Origin of the sequence: Streptomyces pyxinicus (assembly GCF_024753135.1) — a bacterium.
GTDB lineage: Bacteria > Actinomycetota > Actinomycetes > Streptomycetales > Streptomycetaceae > Streptomyces > Streptomyces pyxinicus.
The window spans coordinates 1-15,132 of record NZ_JANUGP010000036.1 but is presented as its reverse complement, the minus strand read 5'-3'; the positions used below and the strand labels follow the sequence as shown (position 1 = coordinate 15,132).

Annotated in this window: 11 protein-coding genes; 3 read left to right on the top strand and 8 right to left on the bottom strand. The window is 68.8% G+C overall.

Annotated elements, in window-relative coordinates:
* Positions 1 to 277 precede the first annotated feature (277 nt).
* A complete protein-coding gene (locus NX794_RS31450; protein ID WP_258782974.1) occupies positions 278 to 4,594 on the bottom strand; it encodes an nSTAND1 domain-containing NTPase in 4,317 nt (1,438 codons plus the stop codon).
* A 310-nt stretch (positions 4,595 to 4,904) separates the two neighbouring features.
* Between NX794_RS31450 and NX794_RS31445 the strand changes: the two genes are divergently transcribed.
* Positions 4,905 to 5,627 (top strand): hypothetical protein, encoded by a 723-nt coding sequence (locus NX794_RS31445; RefSeq protein WP_258782972.1) that lies wholly within the window; start codon positions 4,905 to 4,907, stop codon positions 5,625 to 5,627.
* A gap of 162 nt (positions 5,628 to 5,789) precedes the next feature.
* On the opposite strand, the gene NX794_RS31440 is transcribed toward NX794_RS31445, so the two are convergent.
* Together NX794_RS31440 and NX794_RS31435 are read right to left on the bottom strand one after the other, a co-directional pair.
* Positions 5,790 to 6,407: an RNA polymerase sigma factor gene (locus NX794_RS31440; protein WP_258782968.1), complete on the bottom strand. Its 618-nt coding sequence runs from the start codon at positions 6,405 to 6,407 to the stop codon at positions 5,790 to 5,792.
* Complete coding sequence (locus NX794_RS31435) at positions 6,388 to 6,729, bottom strand: hypothetical protein (RefSeq protein WP_258782967.1); 342 nt, start codon at positions 6,727 to 6,729, stop codon at positions 6,388 to 6,390. The genes NX794_RS31440 and NX794_RS31435 overlap by 20 nt, the downstream gene beginning before the upstream one ends.
* Before the next feature lie 1,044 nt (positions 6,730 to 7,773).
* On the opposite strand from NX794_RS31435, the gene NX794_RS31430 reads away from it, so the two are divergent.
* Entirely contained in the window at positions 7,774 to 9,771 is a 1,998-nt protein-coding gene (locus NX794_RS31430) for a zinc-ribbon domain-containing protein (protein ID WP_258782966.1), read from the top strand.
* A 251-nt stretch (positions 9,772 to 10,022) separates the two neighbouring features.
* On the opposite strand, the gene NX794_RS31425 is transcribed toward NX794_RS31430, so the two are convergent.
* The 4 genes from NX794_RS31425 to NX794_RS31410 all read right to left on the bottom strand — a co-directional run bounded on the left by NX794_RS31425 (position 10,023) and on the right by NX794_RS31410 (position 13,379).
* Positions 10,023 to 11,510: a UvrD-helicase domain-containing protein gene (locus NX794_RS31425; protein ID WP_258782965.1), complete on the bottom strand. Its 1,488-nt coding sequence runs from the start codon at positions 11,508 to 11,510 to the stop codon at positions 10,023 to 10,025.
* 75 nt (positions 11,511 to 11,585) lie between these two features.
* Complete coding sequence (locus tag NX794_RS31420; RefSeq protein WP_258782963.1) at positions 11,586 to 12,071, bottom strand: hypothetical protein; 486 nt, start codon at positions 12,069 to 12,071, stop codon at positions 11,586 to 11,588.
* The gene (locus NX794_RS31415; protein WP_258782961.1) at positions 12,068 to 12,955 is read right to left on the bottom strand and encodes a DUF6083 domain-containing protein; all 888 of its coding nucleotides are present in this window, start codon (positions 12,953 to 12,955) and stop codon (positions 12,068 to 12,070) included. Before NX794_RS31415 ends, NX794_RS31420 begins: the two co-directional genes overlap by 4 nt.
* A gap of 160 nt (positions 12,956 to 13,115) precedes the next feature.
* Positions 13,116 to 13,379 (bottom strand): helix-turn-helix transcriptional regulator, encoded by a 264-nt coding sequence (locus NX794_RS31410; RefSeq protein WP_258782960.1) that lies wholly within the window; start codon positions 13,377 to 13,379, stop codon positions 13,116 to 13,118.
* A 164-nt stretch (positions 13,380 to 13,543) separates the two neighbouring features.
* Here NX794_RS31410 and NX794_RS31405 point away from each other — a divergent pair, with 164 nt between their 5' ends.
* Positions 13,544 to 14,584 (top strand): hypothetical protein, encoded by a 1,041-nt coding sequence (locus NX794_RS31405; protein WP_258782959.1) that lies wholly within the window; start codon positions 13,544 to 13,546, stop codon positions 14,582 to 14,584.
* 19 nt (positions 14,585 to 14,603) lie between these two features.
* Here NX794_RS31405 and NX794_RS31400 read toward each other — a convergent pair whose 3' ends face one another.
* A complete protein-coding gene (locus NX794_RS31400) occupies positions 14,604 to 14,912 on the bottom strand; it encodes a hypothetical protein (protein WP_258782958.1) in 309 nt (102 codons plus the stop codon).
* Positions 14,913 to 15,132: the final 220 nt, after the last annotated feature.

The following is a 15,132-nucleotide window of genomic DNA, read 5'->3' as shown; positions in this document are numbered from 1 at the left end:
TGGGGCCATAGTCGTCGATGCCACTGACACCGATGGTCGTGGCGCCGTTGAACGGCCATCGTGACGGCCTGAGGCGGCCCCGCCAGCGCCCGGCCTGGAATCCGCTACCTGGCTTTCAACGCCAACGCCGTGCCTGTACGAACCAGGGCCGTCCGCCAGGCGATGTCCCAGTTCATCGACCGCGGCGCACTCGTTCCAAGTGTCTGCGTTGGATGCCTGTGCGGCATGGCGGTGTCTGATGGGCTATGGCGCGAGGCTCCGGTGATCGTTGGGGGCGTCAATCGAATTGTGCGTTGGGCGACCATGTCAGGGCAGCCAGTCCTGCGGGACCGCCGATGTGCAGTCGGTGGCCGGCCGTGGTGGTGTGCACCACGCTGGTGACCGGTGCTGCTGTGATGAGGGAGCGGGCAAGTCGTCCCGTATCGGGTTCCCACAGGCGCAAGCCAGTTGCGGTCGCGGTGACCAGCAGACTCGCACCGTTGTCCCGTGAGAGGGGAATCATGGCGTACGTCGATGGAACCTCGAACTCATGCAGACACTCCCAGCTGCCCGAGTCCCACACAGACACTCGTCCGGAGGTGGCGATGGCCACCGCTGTCGGAGTGGATGGCAGGGGAAGCAGGCAGACGGCACGCACGACGGCAGTCGGCGCCATCAGAGGAACTTCCTGCATGATCTTCCCGGTGACAACGTCCCACACGGTGACTTTCCCTCGCCCCAGACCTGCCACGAGGCATTGACCTGGGGGAGAGGGCAGCATCAGCAGGTGTATGACGGGAGTGCTCGTCGACAGCGCGGTGATCTGCTTCGACTGCAGGGCGAGCGTGTTGATCCCCCGGGAGTGGGCCAGGACCAGACAGGTTTGTCCAGTGGGAAGTCGCACGGTGACACTGGCGTGGTAGCGGGAGTTGTCCGCGATGTGCTGGACGGTGTCGAACTGCGGTTCCCACCGGCAGATACGGCCACGCTGGCTGAAGACGAGGGCGGGGATGTCGCCCTGGCCGGGGACAACCTCCAAGACGCCAAGAGGGCCTTGTGTTCCCAGACGGTACAGCGGCTGATGACTGACCGGATCCAGGAGCGTGAGGTCCATGAGCGTGGAAACGGCCACCAGCTGACGGCCGTCAGCCGTCTGCGCGATCGCCATGCCGGGCGTGGTCACCGTAACTCCGAAAACGTCCGGGCGCGTGGAGGTGGGCTCAACCTGGTGCAGGAGGATGCCTTCGTCGCTACTGGCGACCAACGCCACGGAATCGCCCTGCACGCGCACGCCCGCCGCCCGAGATCCGGCGCGGGAGAGAAATTGCGATACCTGCCGAGGCCGTGGGCCCGAGGCATCCCACACGGTGATCATTGCGCCGTCCCAGACTCCGAGGAGGCTCCGGCCACCGGGAACCGGGACCTGCAGCACCTTGCCTCCTGGGGAAAACCCGCTGGAGATCAGCCTGCCGCCGAAGGGATCGAGTAGATCGACTTCCTGGGTTTTGCGGACCACGGCAAGAACGTCACCACCCCCCTCTGGGCCGGCAACGGCTGCCAGCGAACGCACGGTTGTGGGCTTGAGAGCGACGGGCCGGGCCTGCCGGGTGCGTGGGTTGAATAGGAGCGGGGCGCCCTTGAACCGCCTGAACAGTCTCCAGCTTTCCCCAGCCGCGTCCCGCACCCAGGCACCTCCCGTGAAGACGAGCCGGTCTTCGGGCAGGCGAATACGCTCGTGTGTCTGCTCCGACGGGGCCCAGGCCAGCATCTCGCGCGAGGTGGCAATGGCCAGCAGCCAGCGGTCGAACCCCTCTCGCAGCACGTGTACTTCGCGGGCCTGCGCCAGGGGCAGCCAGGCCAGCCGCTGTCCTGAGACAGGGTCGAAGATGCCTGCACCTTGCGAGGTGGCAGCAGCGAGGAAGGCCCGGCCGCTATTCCCGGCCAGAACGGTCAAATCCCAGACGCTGGGGCAGCTGATCTGCACCAGTCGCTGCCCGCTGCTGTCCCAAATGTCGATGCCGTGCCGGGTGCCGGCCGCGATCAGCCCGCGCTCGCCCCGGGTGTTCCACGTGCACAGTGTGTGCACGTGTCCTGCGGGGAATCCCACGACATTGCCGCCTGGCCTCCAGAGGACGGCCGTCGCAGTCAGCGCCGGGGCTTCCTCCCACGTCTCGGGTGGCTGGGGCACGCGAGCACCGTCGGAGAGGCCATGGCGGGTGAGCGCGGCGAGCTGGAAGCGGATGCTGGCCGCGCGCGAGGCCACGTCCGTAGAGTCGTCCACGTACGGCTCGATGAGCACCGCTGCGGTCAGAACACGACGGGACGGATCGTCCACGGGGAGTGGGAGTCCCAGCCGGGTGCGCAGTGTTCCGGAGGTCTCCCGGGCGGCGAGGGACAGCGGCATGATCGCGTCGTCGAGCGCGTGACCGGCTTGGGCGTGGGCTGCGGTGTGACGCCGGACATAGGGGTGCGGCGTCAGGGGATCGGCCGCGCGGGCGAGTTGGGCGCATGCCCCGGCGATCGCTCGATGGACCTCCTCCGGTGACCGCAAGGCACCTCCTGCAGGCGCATCCAAGATAGCTGCGCCTCCATGGGGTTCAATCGTGAGAAGTGATTCGGGTTCGGAGAGGAGCACCTCCACCACCCGCTGGTGGGCGGGCCGGTAGGTGACCCGGCCGTCCTCCTCGCCAACGGCGAGGTAACCGACGAGGCGGCTGTGGCGCACCATGCGGATCACCGCATCGATTTCCCCGGCGGACGGTGCATCCGGGCCGATGACCGCAGCCGCCGCCGCTGGCCATACCTCCGCCCACGGCAGCCCCGCGCCCTGGGCGAACGCGGTGGCACGCAGTACCGCCAGCAGCAGCCCAAGGCTGATGTCCTGGTCCTTGGCCACTTGCCGCAGGTCGTTGCTGAGCAGTGCCGTCGTTCCGGCCTGCAACCGGCCGCGCCAGAAGGGATCGTGTACGTCCTGCCGACCGATTGCGGACCTCAGCTGAGCGGCGGCCAACCGAGCATCGAGGAACGACGGCTTCACGGCCTGCGCGATCACCGCCGCCACCTCGGCTGCCGCCGCGCCGTGGCCGGCATACGGGCTGTCCTCAGCCGCCTGCAGCACCATCTCCACATAGGCGGTGATGTCGGCGGCGGTCTGCCGCCCGTCCGTGCGCAGCAGGTCCAGCGGCACGCGGCTCTCGCCCAGCCCCGCTTGCAACACGGTGTGCAGGAACCCCAGCAACTGGTCGGCGGCCGCATCCTGCAGCGTGCCGTCCCCATCGTCCTGGGCCGAACTACGCATCCCCAGCACCAACCGCACCGCCGGCTCCCCGTTCGCGGCACGCAGCCGGGCCAGCGGGGCGATCACGTCGGACAGGCACGCGGTGGGCTCCTGCGCCTCATCCAGTCCGTCGACCACGAGGGTTACCGGCTCCGGCGCATCGGCGCAGGCAGCGGCAACCTGGTCCAGCAGTGCCTGCAGAGGGAGTTCGTCACCAGCGCCTTCGGTGCCGAGGGCAGCCAGAAGATCCTCGATCAACGCCAGGGACGACTTTCCCCGCGCTAGCACGGCCGCGTCCACCGCACGCGGCCGCGGCCGCAGGGGTGCGGGGACCGTCTCGACCATGTCCGCGAACCGGGAGATGAACAGCGGATCGCTCAGCGTGACCAGCCGGGCCAGCAGTGCCGACTTGCCCGAGCCGGCCGCCCCGGTCACCGCCAGCACCCCAGCCCCTGTGTGGACGAACTCCACCAGGGCCTGCATCAGCGTCTGGCGACCGCTGAAATACCAGCCCGGATCATCGTCATCGGTACGGCCCGAGGCACGGGCCAGCCAGTACTGCTCCAGAGTGGATGCCGACAGCGACACCGGCTGCCGGGACGCCTCCACGACCTGTTCCCGCGGCTGATAGTGCGGGTTGGGCAGGCACAGGCTCGGCTCATGGCGGCGCGAGTCCGGCCACACCCACAGCGCCCGCAGCAGGCCGGGGTTTTCATCCCCGACCGTGTTGAGGAGCTTCTCCCATTCCTCGAACGACAGATGGGGCGCAGTGAAGCCGGCCGACTCATCCCTGGCCTTGTCCAGCGCAAGATTCAGCAGCTGCGTGAACTCGCCCTGGCGGGGCTCCTGCTCGAAATTACCGCTGGTGATCACAGCGAGGGTCTTCAGGTCGCGCCGCTGCGTGCACAACTCCTCAAACAGCACGCCCAGCTCGCTTTTGAGGCTGCCGGCGAAGCACGAGTCGACGAGCACCAGCACGTGCTCCGCCTCGCTGTCCATGACCTGCGTGATCAGTTCGCTGGTGGGAAACGCGGTGCCCAGCAGCCGGTCGGGGGAGGTGTGGCCGAAGGTCAGGTAATGGCGCCGGGTCTGGCCGCGCAGGCCGTGCCCGGTGATGTAGACGACCAGCGCCTGGTCCCACTGCGCCTGCGCGAGTTCCTGCTCGGTCAAAAACAGCCGCAAGTCCTCCGGCTGCGTCAGCTCCTTGGGCTGTGCGACCTCGAACCGCCGCTCTGCCTCCATCGCGGGGTCGGCCAGCCAGCCGGTGATTGTCTCCACCTGCTGCTGGATCCCCGCGGTGAAGGCCTCATCCTCGGTGAAGTACTCGTCGACCGCCACGACCACCAGCCGCCGAGGCCACGGCGTCACCCCGTTCAACTACGCCCCCTCACGCACGCGTTGCCAGAACTCTAACCACCCCAGCCGGACCGCGGCCGCGACACGGCCGGATAGGATCCCGGCAGCCACCAGCCCCGCATCCTGCGGGGCGCAGGCCCAGGGGGAAGGATCAGCGTGCACATCGTTGGTATCCACGGCATCTGGCAGGGCAACACCAACGCCGTGAAACTCTCGGCTGAGTGGGCTGGCGCCCTGACCAAGGGCCTGCGCACCCACCACGGGCCCGCCTGCCCCGTCCCCCCCGCTGACGGTGGCCTACTACGGCAACCTCTTCCGCACCCCGAGCAAACGCCTGGGCGCACAGGACGCCACCCCGCTCGTCGATGACACCGACCCCTTCACCGACCAGGAAGAGGCGTTCGTCCTCGACACTCTCGCCCTGTACGCCCCACCCGGCCTCGATCCCGAGCAGCTCCAGACCGAAACCCTCGGCCCGGGCATCCCCTATATCCCCCGACCCGTCGCCCAGGCCCTGGTCGCCGTCGACCACAAGATCGGCCGTGACATGGGGCGGCGCCTGCTGGTCTTCGTCCGTCAGGTCTACCGCTACCTGCACCACGACATCGGTGAGGGCATCCGCGCCGAGGTCCGCACCGAACTGCACCGCCCCGGGCCCCGCTTGGTCATTGCACACTCCCTGGGCAGCGTCGTCGCCTTCGACATGCTCACCCGCGAGGACACCGGCCCCGGCCCTGACGGCCTGACCGCACTCGTCACCTGCGGATCCCCCCTGGCCTGGCCCACCATCCGTCATTCGCTGGGCCAGGACGGCGCCCTTGCACTGCCCGACGGCATCGACTGGCTGAACCTCCACGCCGCCGGTGACCTGGTCGCCCAGAGCGGACTGGGGGCCGTCGCTCCGGTCGTCCGTGACGAACTCGTCCGCAACGGCATCACCGATCCGCATACTGCCGTGCGCTACCTCGAGAAGCAGCCGCTCGCCGACCTCATCGTCGAAAGCAGCGCCTCGTAAGCCAGTCGCCGCCCGCAGCCCTCCACAGGGCATCGCGGCGAGACCATCGCGCGACCGTCTGCCAGGGTTCCGTGGATGCTGCACTCTCATGCTGAGCCTCTGTTCTGCTCAAGGTATTCGGACCCCTGGCTAGCCAAGCAACAGGGATGTTGCATCGGGTCGTCATGAGGCCCGTCGCTTTGAAGGGTGTCGCCTCGTCGGCGGAGGGGCGGGTTCTCTGGTCCGAGCTGCGGGGGTCAGGGAGGCCACGATGTGGAGCCGAGCGCGATGCATCAGCACTCTGACCGTGCTCTGTGAAATGCCGAGGAGCTCAGCGATCTCCTGGTTCGTAAAGCCGGCGAGACTCAGGCGCAAGACCTCTCCCGCTCGCCCTGACATTGCCGTCACTAGGGCCAGCAGTTCCATGCGGGCATCGGCGTCGTCGTTCGCTGCTGCGTCTGACTGTTGCTCAAGGAGCGGCGCGAGCAGTTCGCTGTCGACAGGGAACTCTCGCCGTTGCTTTCGCCATAGGTCGATTGACCGGTGCTTCGCGACTGTCATGGCGTAGCCCATGGGGTTGTCCATCGTCAGCACCCGGTCCCATTTTCGGAGGACCACCTCCAGAGCGGCCTGCGCGACGTCTTCAGCGGTGTGATCAGGGACGTATTGCCGCGCCACCCGTATGAGTGCGGGAATGGCGCTTCGCGCGAACGCCTCGAAACACGCCGGCGAGGCCGGGGAGGTGTCCTCACCGCCGCCGACCTCGCCCCGCTGTCCGTCCTTAAAACGAGCCGCTGTCATCCGTAGTGCCGTTGGTCCCCCGCAGGGTCTCGGGCCGCTCATGCTGGGGGTCGCGTGCTCGGGCGGCCAGTTGCCGGAGGTCCGACCAGAACTGCTGCAGGGACACCCAGCGCAGCCGCAGGGCCGTCCAGCACCGCTGGATGATCAGCCAGAGGACGTGGATCAGTGCGGAGCTGATGATCGCCAGCTGGGTCTTCACCGCGGCCGAGCTCCACTCCGGAGCAGCCTGCTGGACCAGAACGCACCCGCCCAGCGAGAGGGCCAGCAGCGCATATCGCGTCTGCGGCCCCAGCCCCCACCAAGGAGGCTTGATGATCTGCATGTGCTTTCCCGTGTCTGTCGTTGATCTTGTTCTTGTTCCCCCCGGGCCGCGACGACGGTTGACCGGGGACGGGAAGAGAGTGGAAGTAGGACGCGCCGGATTTCCAGCCAGAACGGGCATAGCCACCCTTTCGGGTGGAGGGCAGCGGAAAGAGCAGACGGGATGGGATCTCGTCTGCTATGCGGCAACGATCTCCAGTTAAGGGTCTGGCCGCCGATCACCCCTCGTCGTGAGCCATCGGCAGCCAGACCTGACGACAGACACGGGAAGTGCAAGTTCGTCGCTCTTCATAACGTGCTTGCGAGCTGCTCCGTTTACTCGGAACCGTGGAAACTTCGAAGAAGCTGCACTACTGGCCAAGCAGAGTCTCTCTGACCAGCGAAGCTGCCCGCAGGCCGAACAGGATTATCGAGGTTTCTGAGCAGAGCCCAACCTCATCCGAGGATGTGGTCAGTGAGAGCCCGCTGCAGCTAAGAAGCAGGCCTCTGACCTGCTATTTTCCTGGTTCACCGTTACTCTGGGGCTGCTGTGATTCGGTGGAATTGATGCAGGCTTGGCAGAGGCTGGCGAGCCACAGCATCAGGATAGGGGCTGGCGCCGCCGGGGCAGCGTCCTGATCTTGGCTGCGTCTGCATCGCACTCTGAGGGCGGCGTGCTCCAGTGTCAGCTGATTGAGCGCTGTCGTGTAGATCTCCGTGCGGCGCTCCAGGGGGCGGCGTACTGGCGGGAGCTCAGCGTGCTCGCGCTTAAGTGCGTACGTAGGCGTCAGCGCTCTGGGCTGCCTTGGTCCGCTGGCCTCTGCCTGTGCGACCTCGGCTTGGAGCGGTCCTTTAGATCGGTGTGCTGGTGGGTTTGGTGCCAGCGCTTAACGTCTGCCTCGATGGCCAGCTGGGAGACGTTCAGTCGCCCATTGGGCCGGCGTGGGGTGCCGGCGAGGAGACGGTTGATGGCGGTGGCGATGTCGGCTGCGTAGGCGGCTCAGTCCCCGGCGATGCCTACTGTCGCATCCAGCGGGGTGTCAGTGCTGTACGCCATCATCGGCGCATGACCGCTGCCTCCTCGCCGAAAGCCAGGGCTACTTCAGCTGTTGAGCCGCCACGCACGGGGGCGCTTGTTCTTCCGGAGCCGCTCGTCGGTCTGTGCCGCGCAGTTCAGTACGAGCGTCAGAAGAAGTTCTGGCAGGAGCTCACGCAGCAGTGGCGTGCTGAGGTTGCCGCTTCGCTGGAACAGGTACGCGCGAAGATCGAGAAGCAGAACGCTGCCAACCGGGAGCTCCGGGCCAACATCCTCAGTGCCGTGCAGGCTGCCCCTGATCCGCGCGAGCTGTCGGTGGCCGACGTCATGGTGCTGAAGAGCCAGTGGGCGGACACGGTGGATGCCGCGAGCGTGGGCGTGCGGGATGCAACCGACAGAAGATGGCGCTGCACTGTAGAACCAGGACACGGCTCGTGGATGGCTCCGCCGAAGGACCGCAGCCGCACCGACCGGCCCAGCATGTGCCCGAAGTGCTCCGGCGCGGCGCCGCGGCCAGGAGAGCGACCTGCCCTCGAGCGGTCCGTGGCGGCCATTTCCGCGCTGGCTGCCGAGCTCCACCCCGACTCTGGCGCGCCAGCGGAGATCAGCTACGGCAACAACAAGCCGGTGACCTGGTGGCATCAGGTTCCTGCCGTCCGGCCTGGGACCGGAGAATGGTATTGGGCGACCCATATCTGGAAGCAGCCCACCAAGAGCCGCACCGGCCGGCGGAGCAGGAACGGGAAAGCGGCTGGGATCAACGGCTGCCCGGTCTGCAATTCCGACCAAGCCGACGCCTCCAACAGCCTGGCTGCGTGGTATCCGGAGCTCGCGGAGCAATGGGTGCGTGGCCCGGCGGGCCGGAACGCGCACAACACCCCTGTCGGGTCCAAGATCGAGGTGACGTGGCGCTGTACGTCCTCACAGGGGGAGCATGAGGACTGGCTGGCACCGCCCAACCGCCGCACGGCGAAGGCGCTGCGGTCCGGTTGTCTGAAGTGCACCAAGAACGTCTCCGCCAAGGCGCTTGCGCTCTACCACGAGCTGCGTACCCACCTGCCAGCCTTGGAGCTCGAGGCGCCGATTCCACTCGACCCGGTGCCCGGCAAGCGGTACCGCGGCGTGCGGGTCGACATGTGGGAGGAGGCGTTGCAACTCGTTGTGGAGTTCGACGGCTGGAAGACCCATGGACCTGAGTCCTGGCGCGACCGCGCAGCCGACGATTGCCTGAAGACCGAGCGTCTTGCCGCCGCCGGCCAGACGGTGATCCGGGTCCGCGAAGACCTTGACCCGGTCGGACCTCACGATGTCGTTGTCGGCTCAGGCTGGAGCGCGTGGAAGGTAGCCGCCGCAGTCCTGCTGCGCGTTCACCAGCTCGGCTTGCACCCGCTGCCCGACCTCGCCAGCTACATGGAGCACGGCACGGATACAGCGGCGGCCGATGTGGAGAAGGCTCTGCTAGGTATGCCGTACCGGCCCCGCCGGTTTCCCAAAGCTCCGAAAGCGGCCGCCGTACCACGGCAACTCAAGGCCACCGAGCCACATGCGGACAGCTGGCTGACACCGGTGGGCCCTCCGTACCCCAATCCGAAGAAGCGAGCTGGATCGCTGCGGGACTACCAATGCAGGTGTATGACGGTCGTTACCGGGCTCCCACAGGCCGACGTTACTCGCGGGAACACCAAGAGCTGCGGATGCCGACAGGATGCATCCCGTGCCTTCCCGCGAGGCCGGGCGGATCGGGAGCTGACCCAAGCGGCTCGCCAATGGGCGCGGAAGACGGGGATCGAAGTCAGGGAAAATGGCCCGTTGGACGCTCGAGTCTTGGCCTCCTACCAGCTCCACGCTGTCGGCATGGCGAGTTTCCTCGGCGACGACAATCTCATTCCCGAGGGCGCCGTACGTGGATGGGTCGATGATGAGGAGATCGCACTCGGTGCACGCGGACGTCCGCCCCGGCACACCTGGCTCGGCTACGCGGCTTCTGTACTGGCCCAGCTTGCGAAGGCTCCGGACGAGGACGCGTAGGACATGGTGGACGACCCGAACCAACCGTTGCTTCAGTTGCGATAGCCACGCTTGAAGTCTGCCTCGTGCCGACAATCTCCTTCTTCGAAGATGTCGATGCGGCATAGGGTCCGTCACCAACAGCACATGGGATCGGGTACCCGCCCGCCTCCTCAGGGTGCCGGACGCGTAAGCCAGTCGGTGAGGCGCGTGCGGACATTCGGAACGGGCAATGGCGTGTGCAGTCGCCCCGCTCGGGCTGCTCTTCGATGTCAGGCGTGTCCGGGAGGCAAGGGCGAGCTCAGGGCGGTGGGGTGAGTGTTGATCCAGGAGAGGCCGCCGAGGTCGAGGTGGTGGCGGGCGCGGGTGACGGCGACGTAGGCGAGGCGGGCGTCGGTGTCGCTGACGGGTTCGGGGATGGGGCGTCCTTGGCTGTCGTGCTGGTTGGTGTCCCTGGGCGGGGGAAAGTCGTCGGCAATTCGGATGGTGGGCCATTCGCGGCCTTTGGCGGTGTGGGCGGTGGAGACGGTGACGTCGGCGTGGGTCTCGTCAGTGAGTTGATCGACTGCGGTGAGGATGGCGTCGGGGCCGTGAGTGTCGACGAGGTCGACGAAGGGTTGGAGGTCGCGTCCGGCGGGGTCGTGCGCGGCGTAGTCCTGCAACTCTCCCCAGGAGGCGAAGAGTACGAGTTCGGGGTGGGAGGTGCGGCGGCCGTCCTTCAGGTCGCGGGCCGCGAGGGCGAGTGCGGCGAGTTGCCGGCCGCCGCGGGTGAGGGCGACGCGGTGGCCAGCAGTGAGCAGGCGCATGACTTCGGCCATGGCGCCGATGTTGGTGCGGCACAGCACTGCGTCCGGCCGTTTGAGGCTGCCGGCGTCGGTGGGGATGGTGTCGGTGCCGGTCAGGCGGATGGGGGCGTCGGCCAGCGTGAGCCACCGGTTGGCCTCCTCGGCGATCGCGGGGCCGAAGCGGAAGGAGCGGGTCAGGGTCAGGGGAGTGGCGTCGAAGCCGGTCATCACGTCCCGGGCACCGCGCCAGCCGTAGATGGCCTGGGCGGAGTCGCCGACCATGACGAGCTGGGCATGGCGGCGCTGGGCGGTGAAGACCTCCTCGAGGACGGGATTGGTGTCCTGGGCTTCGTCGAGGAGGAGGAAGTCGGCGTCGATGGTCGGCTCAGTCAGAGCCCACATCTTCAGGTAGTGGTCGTGTTCGAAGCGGACCACACCTGTCTCGGGGTTGTGCAGGTCGGCCCAGGCCTTGAGGGCGAACGGCAGGACCTCGTGGGCGAGCTGGGCGTGTTCGCCGGAGGAGTTCAGGCCGCGCAGGTGCGGTACGTGGTGGCGGGCCAGGGTGCGGTCGGCGGAGTGGCAGTAGCGGGTGACGGTGCGCAGCACGGTGTGGGAGAGCGTCCGGGGGCTGATCTCGTGATCGCCGATGCGCAGCGGGCGGGTGATGCCGAGTGCTTGGCCGGTCTTCCAGGCCGGCTGGCGGGGGCTGTTGAGCCGGCTTGTGTAGCGGTGGCCGAGGGCGGCGTAGGCCGTGGCGTGGGCGGTCTTGCACACCACCGTGCGCGGGAAGCGAGCGGCGGCGTCGCGTGCGATGTCCTTGTTGAAGGCGAGATAGCGGCCGCGGCTGAGGGCGCTGGCGGCGAGCAGGGTGAGCGTGCTGGTCTTTCCCGTCCCGGCGCCGGCCTGCAGGACGAGATGGTGACCGGCCCGGAAGGCGTCGACGGCGTGGGCCTGTTCGTCGGTGGGCGTGTGCAACAAGGGCTCCGCGGAAGATGAAGAGGATCAGGGGCGCCTGCAGCCGCCGCGTCGGGAGCGACACGGCAGACGGGGTTACGGCGCTGTGCGGGCGGGATGGTGCCGGCGGCTGTGCAGGAGGCCGGCCACGCAGGCCAGGACTTCTTCGGGCTGTTGGTCGGCGAGCAGACTCTCGAGTCGGACCTCCAGGCGCCGGGGCGCGTTCCTGCTCGTCCCGGGCCAGGGCCGCGGCCACCCGCCGCCGCAGCAGCTCCTGGGGACGCTGCCCCAGGACGGCCGCAGTTTGGCGCAGGGCCCCCACGGCGGCGTGGTCCAGGGCGACGTTGAGAGGACCTGGCCGTGTCGGTCGGGGTAGTGCGTGGTCAGGACGTGGATCGGCAGGCGTGCGCCCAGCTGGCGCCGCAGCGCGTACAAGGCGCCACTGGGACTGCGGGCGCTGCAGACCGCCATCAGCCGGGTGTGGTCCGCATCCATGGCCAGCCAGCTGTTGTGGATATACCGGCGTTCGCTGGGGTCGGCTGGCCTGGTCAGCAGGATCTCGACGGCGTGGTGCGACGTCACGGCCGGGCCGCCTGCCGAGCGCGGTCCGCAGGCCGGGGGCGTCGGGTAGTGGTGGGCAGGCGGGTGTGGATGTGCTCGTGGTGGCGCAGCGGGTCGAAGGGCTCCCAGTCGGCCACCGCCACGTCGGCGGCCGTAGGTGCGGCGGCGTGCTGCGGGCAGCGCTGCGCGCGCCAGCGCAGCTGCTCGGCGTAGGGGACACGGTTGAGGTCGTAGACCGCCATGACCTGAGCGGGCAGGGCCAGTTGACCGCTTGATGCGGTGGCCGGGACCAGCGCCCAGGCGCCGGCCGGAGCGCCGGGGGTGAGCAGCGGGCTGGTGCAGCGATCGCGGCGCCGGGTCTGCGCGACGCACTGGATCTCCTCCACCGGTCGGGAAACGAGGTAGCGGAGATACAGCAGCTGCACGATGGGCCGGGCCGGTCGGCAGACGGCCTGCTGGGACGCAGGGCCGTCCGGCGAAGCCGGGGGAGGGGTGAAGACGCCGGCGTCGATCAGACGGCGGGTATTCACGGCCAGAGACCGGCGCAGTCCGGCGAGTTCAGGGGGAGTGGGGGGAGTATCCCGGGCGGGGCAGACGACGGCGTGCGGCAGACGACACCAGCTGCTGCCGTCTCCGGCCGGGTGGGCCACGCCGGAGCTTACGTGCCAGCGGCACACGGCGGGCACTCGGGCGGCTGGCAGTTCCTGGGGATGGAGACGGACGGCCCGCTCAGTACTGCGGTGATACCACTCGATCCGGTTGCCGCAGTCGCGGCACCGGCCGCTTTGGCCGCAGCGCAGCAGTCGGCTGGCGCCGTCGGGGCAGATTTGCAGGGAACGGCGCACGCGGTGGGCGAGGATCGGGCTGCCGTCCCAGCGGCGGGGGGCGGGAGGTGTGGAGCGCATGCGCGCGAACCTGCCAGCCAACACGCCGCATTTACGGCAGCGCTGCCGCCGGGTCACCTACCTGGCCGCACGCAGTGCAACGGGAGTGCGAAAGCCCGATTGTGTGTTCGAGGTCGCCTCGCTGGTTTGAGTGACCCGCGGCGGCCGCTCGGACCGGGTATCAGCCTTCGCTCGGCCCAGGCAGGTCGTGCCCGCGGCACAGCGTGCTGAAGAGCTCGTCGAGCGGGGTGCCCAGCGCGTGGGCGAGGGCGTGCCAGGTCTTCAGGGTGCCGATGGTGCGGCCCTGCTCGATCTCGATCAGTGTGCGTCTGGCCAGGCCGCTGCGGGCGGCGAGCTCGTCATAGGTCCATCCGCGCACGGCCCGCAGGCGCGCGAGCTCCAGGCGCAGCGCGGTGAGGTCCGGATCGGGCGGCAAGATCGTCACCCGTCCATCCGACGGGGCAGACCCCTGCCCTGTCAGTGCAGACCTCTGCCCTAATTCTGCAGGTCGCGGCGCCAGCGATAGGGCAGAGATCTGCCCTATGGTGAGTGGCCGCCCACAGCCCCCTGATGGGCCCGGCGCGCAAGCACAGGGAGGAACACGCGCCCATGAGGCAGCGCACAACATGCCCGGCGACGCCACGCGCCTGGACCGTGGAACTGCGCTCGCACCCCGGCGGGCTCGTCCTGGTCTGCCCGCAATGCCCGGACGCCAGCGGACAGGTCGCCGCGGCCTCCGCCCGCTCGGCCGCCCTCACCCACCTCGCACGCCACGCACGCAGCGACATCCTCCCGCCCCACCTGAGGATCTGCCAGTGCCATGAGCGCGGCTGCCGCTGGCACCCCCGTCACCGCAGTTGCGACGGCCCCATCCGCCTTCTTCTCACCTGTGAACGCGGCGGACGAGTATGGCGACTCGCCGACGCCTGCAGTACCTGCGCCGCCGCGACCGCCCAGGCCGCCGTCGTGCCCGACACCACCCCCGCCCGCACGTCGCCGCAACCGTCCACCGCTCGGCGGCGCAAGCGGCGCGCCAGAGGCCCGGGTGAACAGACCCGCGTACGCGAAATGCTCAACTACCTGGCCGCCGCACTTCCGCCAGGTGTCTCGCCCGCCGCACGCCTGCTCGCTCTGCAGTGCGCCCTGCGCATGAACGCCACCATGCACGTCCGGCTGCCCCAGGGCATCCCGCGCAGCCTCCGTCTCAACGGCCCCGGCCCGTGGCACGAGTTGGAACACGCGCGATGGCTGCGTATCGCCCCCGCATGCTCCGCCGGCGAGGTCGTCGCCGAACTGCTCGACATCACAGTGCTCGGCCAGGCCCCAGCCCGCCCAGACCGTGTGCAGGCCGCGGACTGGGCGCTGCGCGCTGGCTCCCCGGCCGGGGCAGAGGCCACTGGGTCACTGCTGCAACTAGCCGTTGTCTACCTCGCGGCACATACCGATCCCGAAACTGGCTCCGGCCTGACCGAACTCGACCAGATGACGCGCGCCTGCGGAACGCACCCCACGGAGCTGCCCGACATGCTCGACCGGCTGGTCCGGACCGGACTGGTCAGGTCATGGCAGGCCTGCCCGGACTCCGGGGACCTGCACTGGACCTGCCGGTGGGCCGATCCTCAGGCCGCGCGCCTGGCCGTCGCGAGGTAGGCGAACAGTTGCTCCTTGGTCACCGGGATAGCGGGCTACGCGGGACGGGGGCAAGCGGCCATTCGCTGCGCGGACTCGCGTCGACCGCGTCGAAGCCGAGCTCTTCGTAGAGACCGGCGACGAACTCGGCAGCTTCGAGAGGGGCGCTGGCGCAGGTGAGCGCGCGGCGGTTCGGCGAGCCGGCGGGCGCTCCGTCCGTGCTTCCGACCAGGTAGAGCTCGACGGAGGTGCCGCCGCGGCGTGCGCGCCCGGCCAGTTGCATGAGCCCGACGAGGATGGCCGCCAGGACCTCAGCCTTGAGGACCCGCAGGTCGGTGCGCAGCGGCAACTCCCGCTGGCGGACCGAGGCGGTTGCGCTGAGGGGCGGGCATGCCGGCGGGTTCGGCGCTGACGGTGCCAGCGGCGATGCCGCAGGCGTTGATACTCGCGTACATGGCGGCCGGCTCGACGCGAGGCCCCGCTCCAGCGAGACGGACGATAGAGACCTCGGCGAGCCCGATGCGCCTGACACACGCTCACTGCTGCGGCTGGGGCTGGGGATGGATAAA

Bases quoted from the DNA above. Each gene is read 5' to 3' on its own strand.
- NX794_RS31415 (WP_258782961.1), bottom strand. From the start codon at position 12,955: ATGCGCTCCACACCTCCCGCCCCCCGCCGCTGGGACGGCAGCCCGATC.
- NX794_RS31440 (WP_258782968.1), bottom strand. From the start codon at position 6,407: ATGACAGCGGCTCGTTTTAAGGACGGACAGCGGGGCGAGGTCGGCGGC.
- NX794_RS31430 (WP_258782966.1), top strand. From the start codon at position 7,774: ATGACCGCTGCCTCCTCGCCGAAAGCCAGGGCTACTTCAGCTGTTGAG.
- NX794_RS31405 (WP_258782959.1), top strand. From the start codon at position 13,544: ATGAGGCAGCGCACAACATGCCCGGCGACGCCACGCGCCTGGACCGTG.
- NX794_RS31435 (WP_258782967.1), bottom strand. From the start codon at position 6,729: ATGCAGATCATCAAGCCTCCTTGGTGGGGGCTGGGGCCGCAGACGCGA.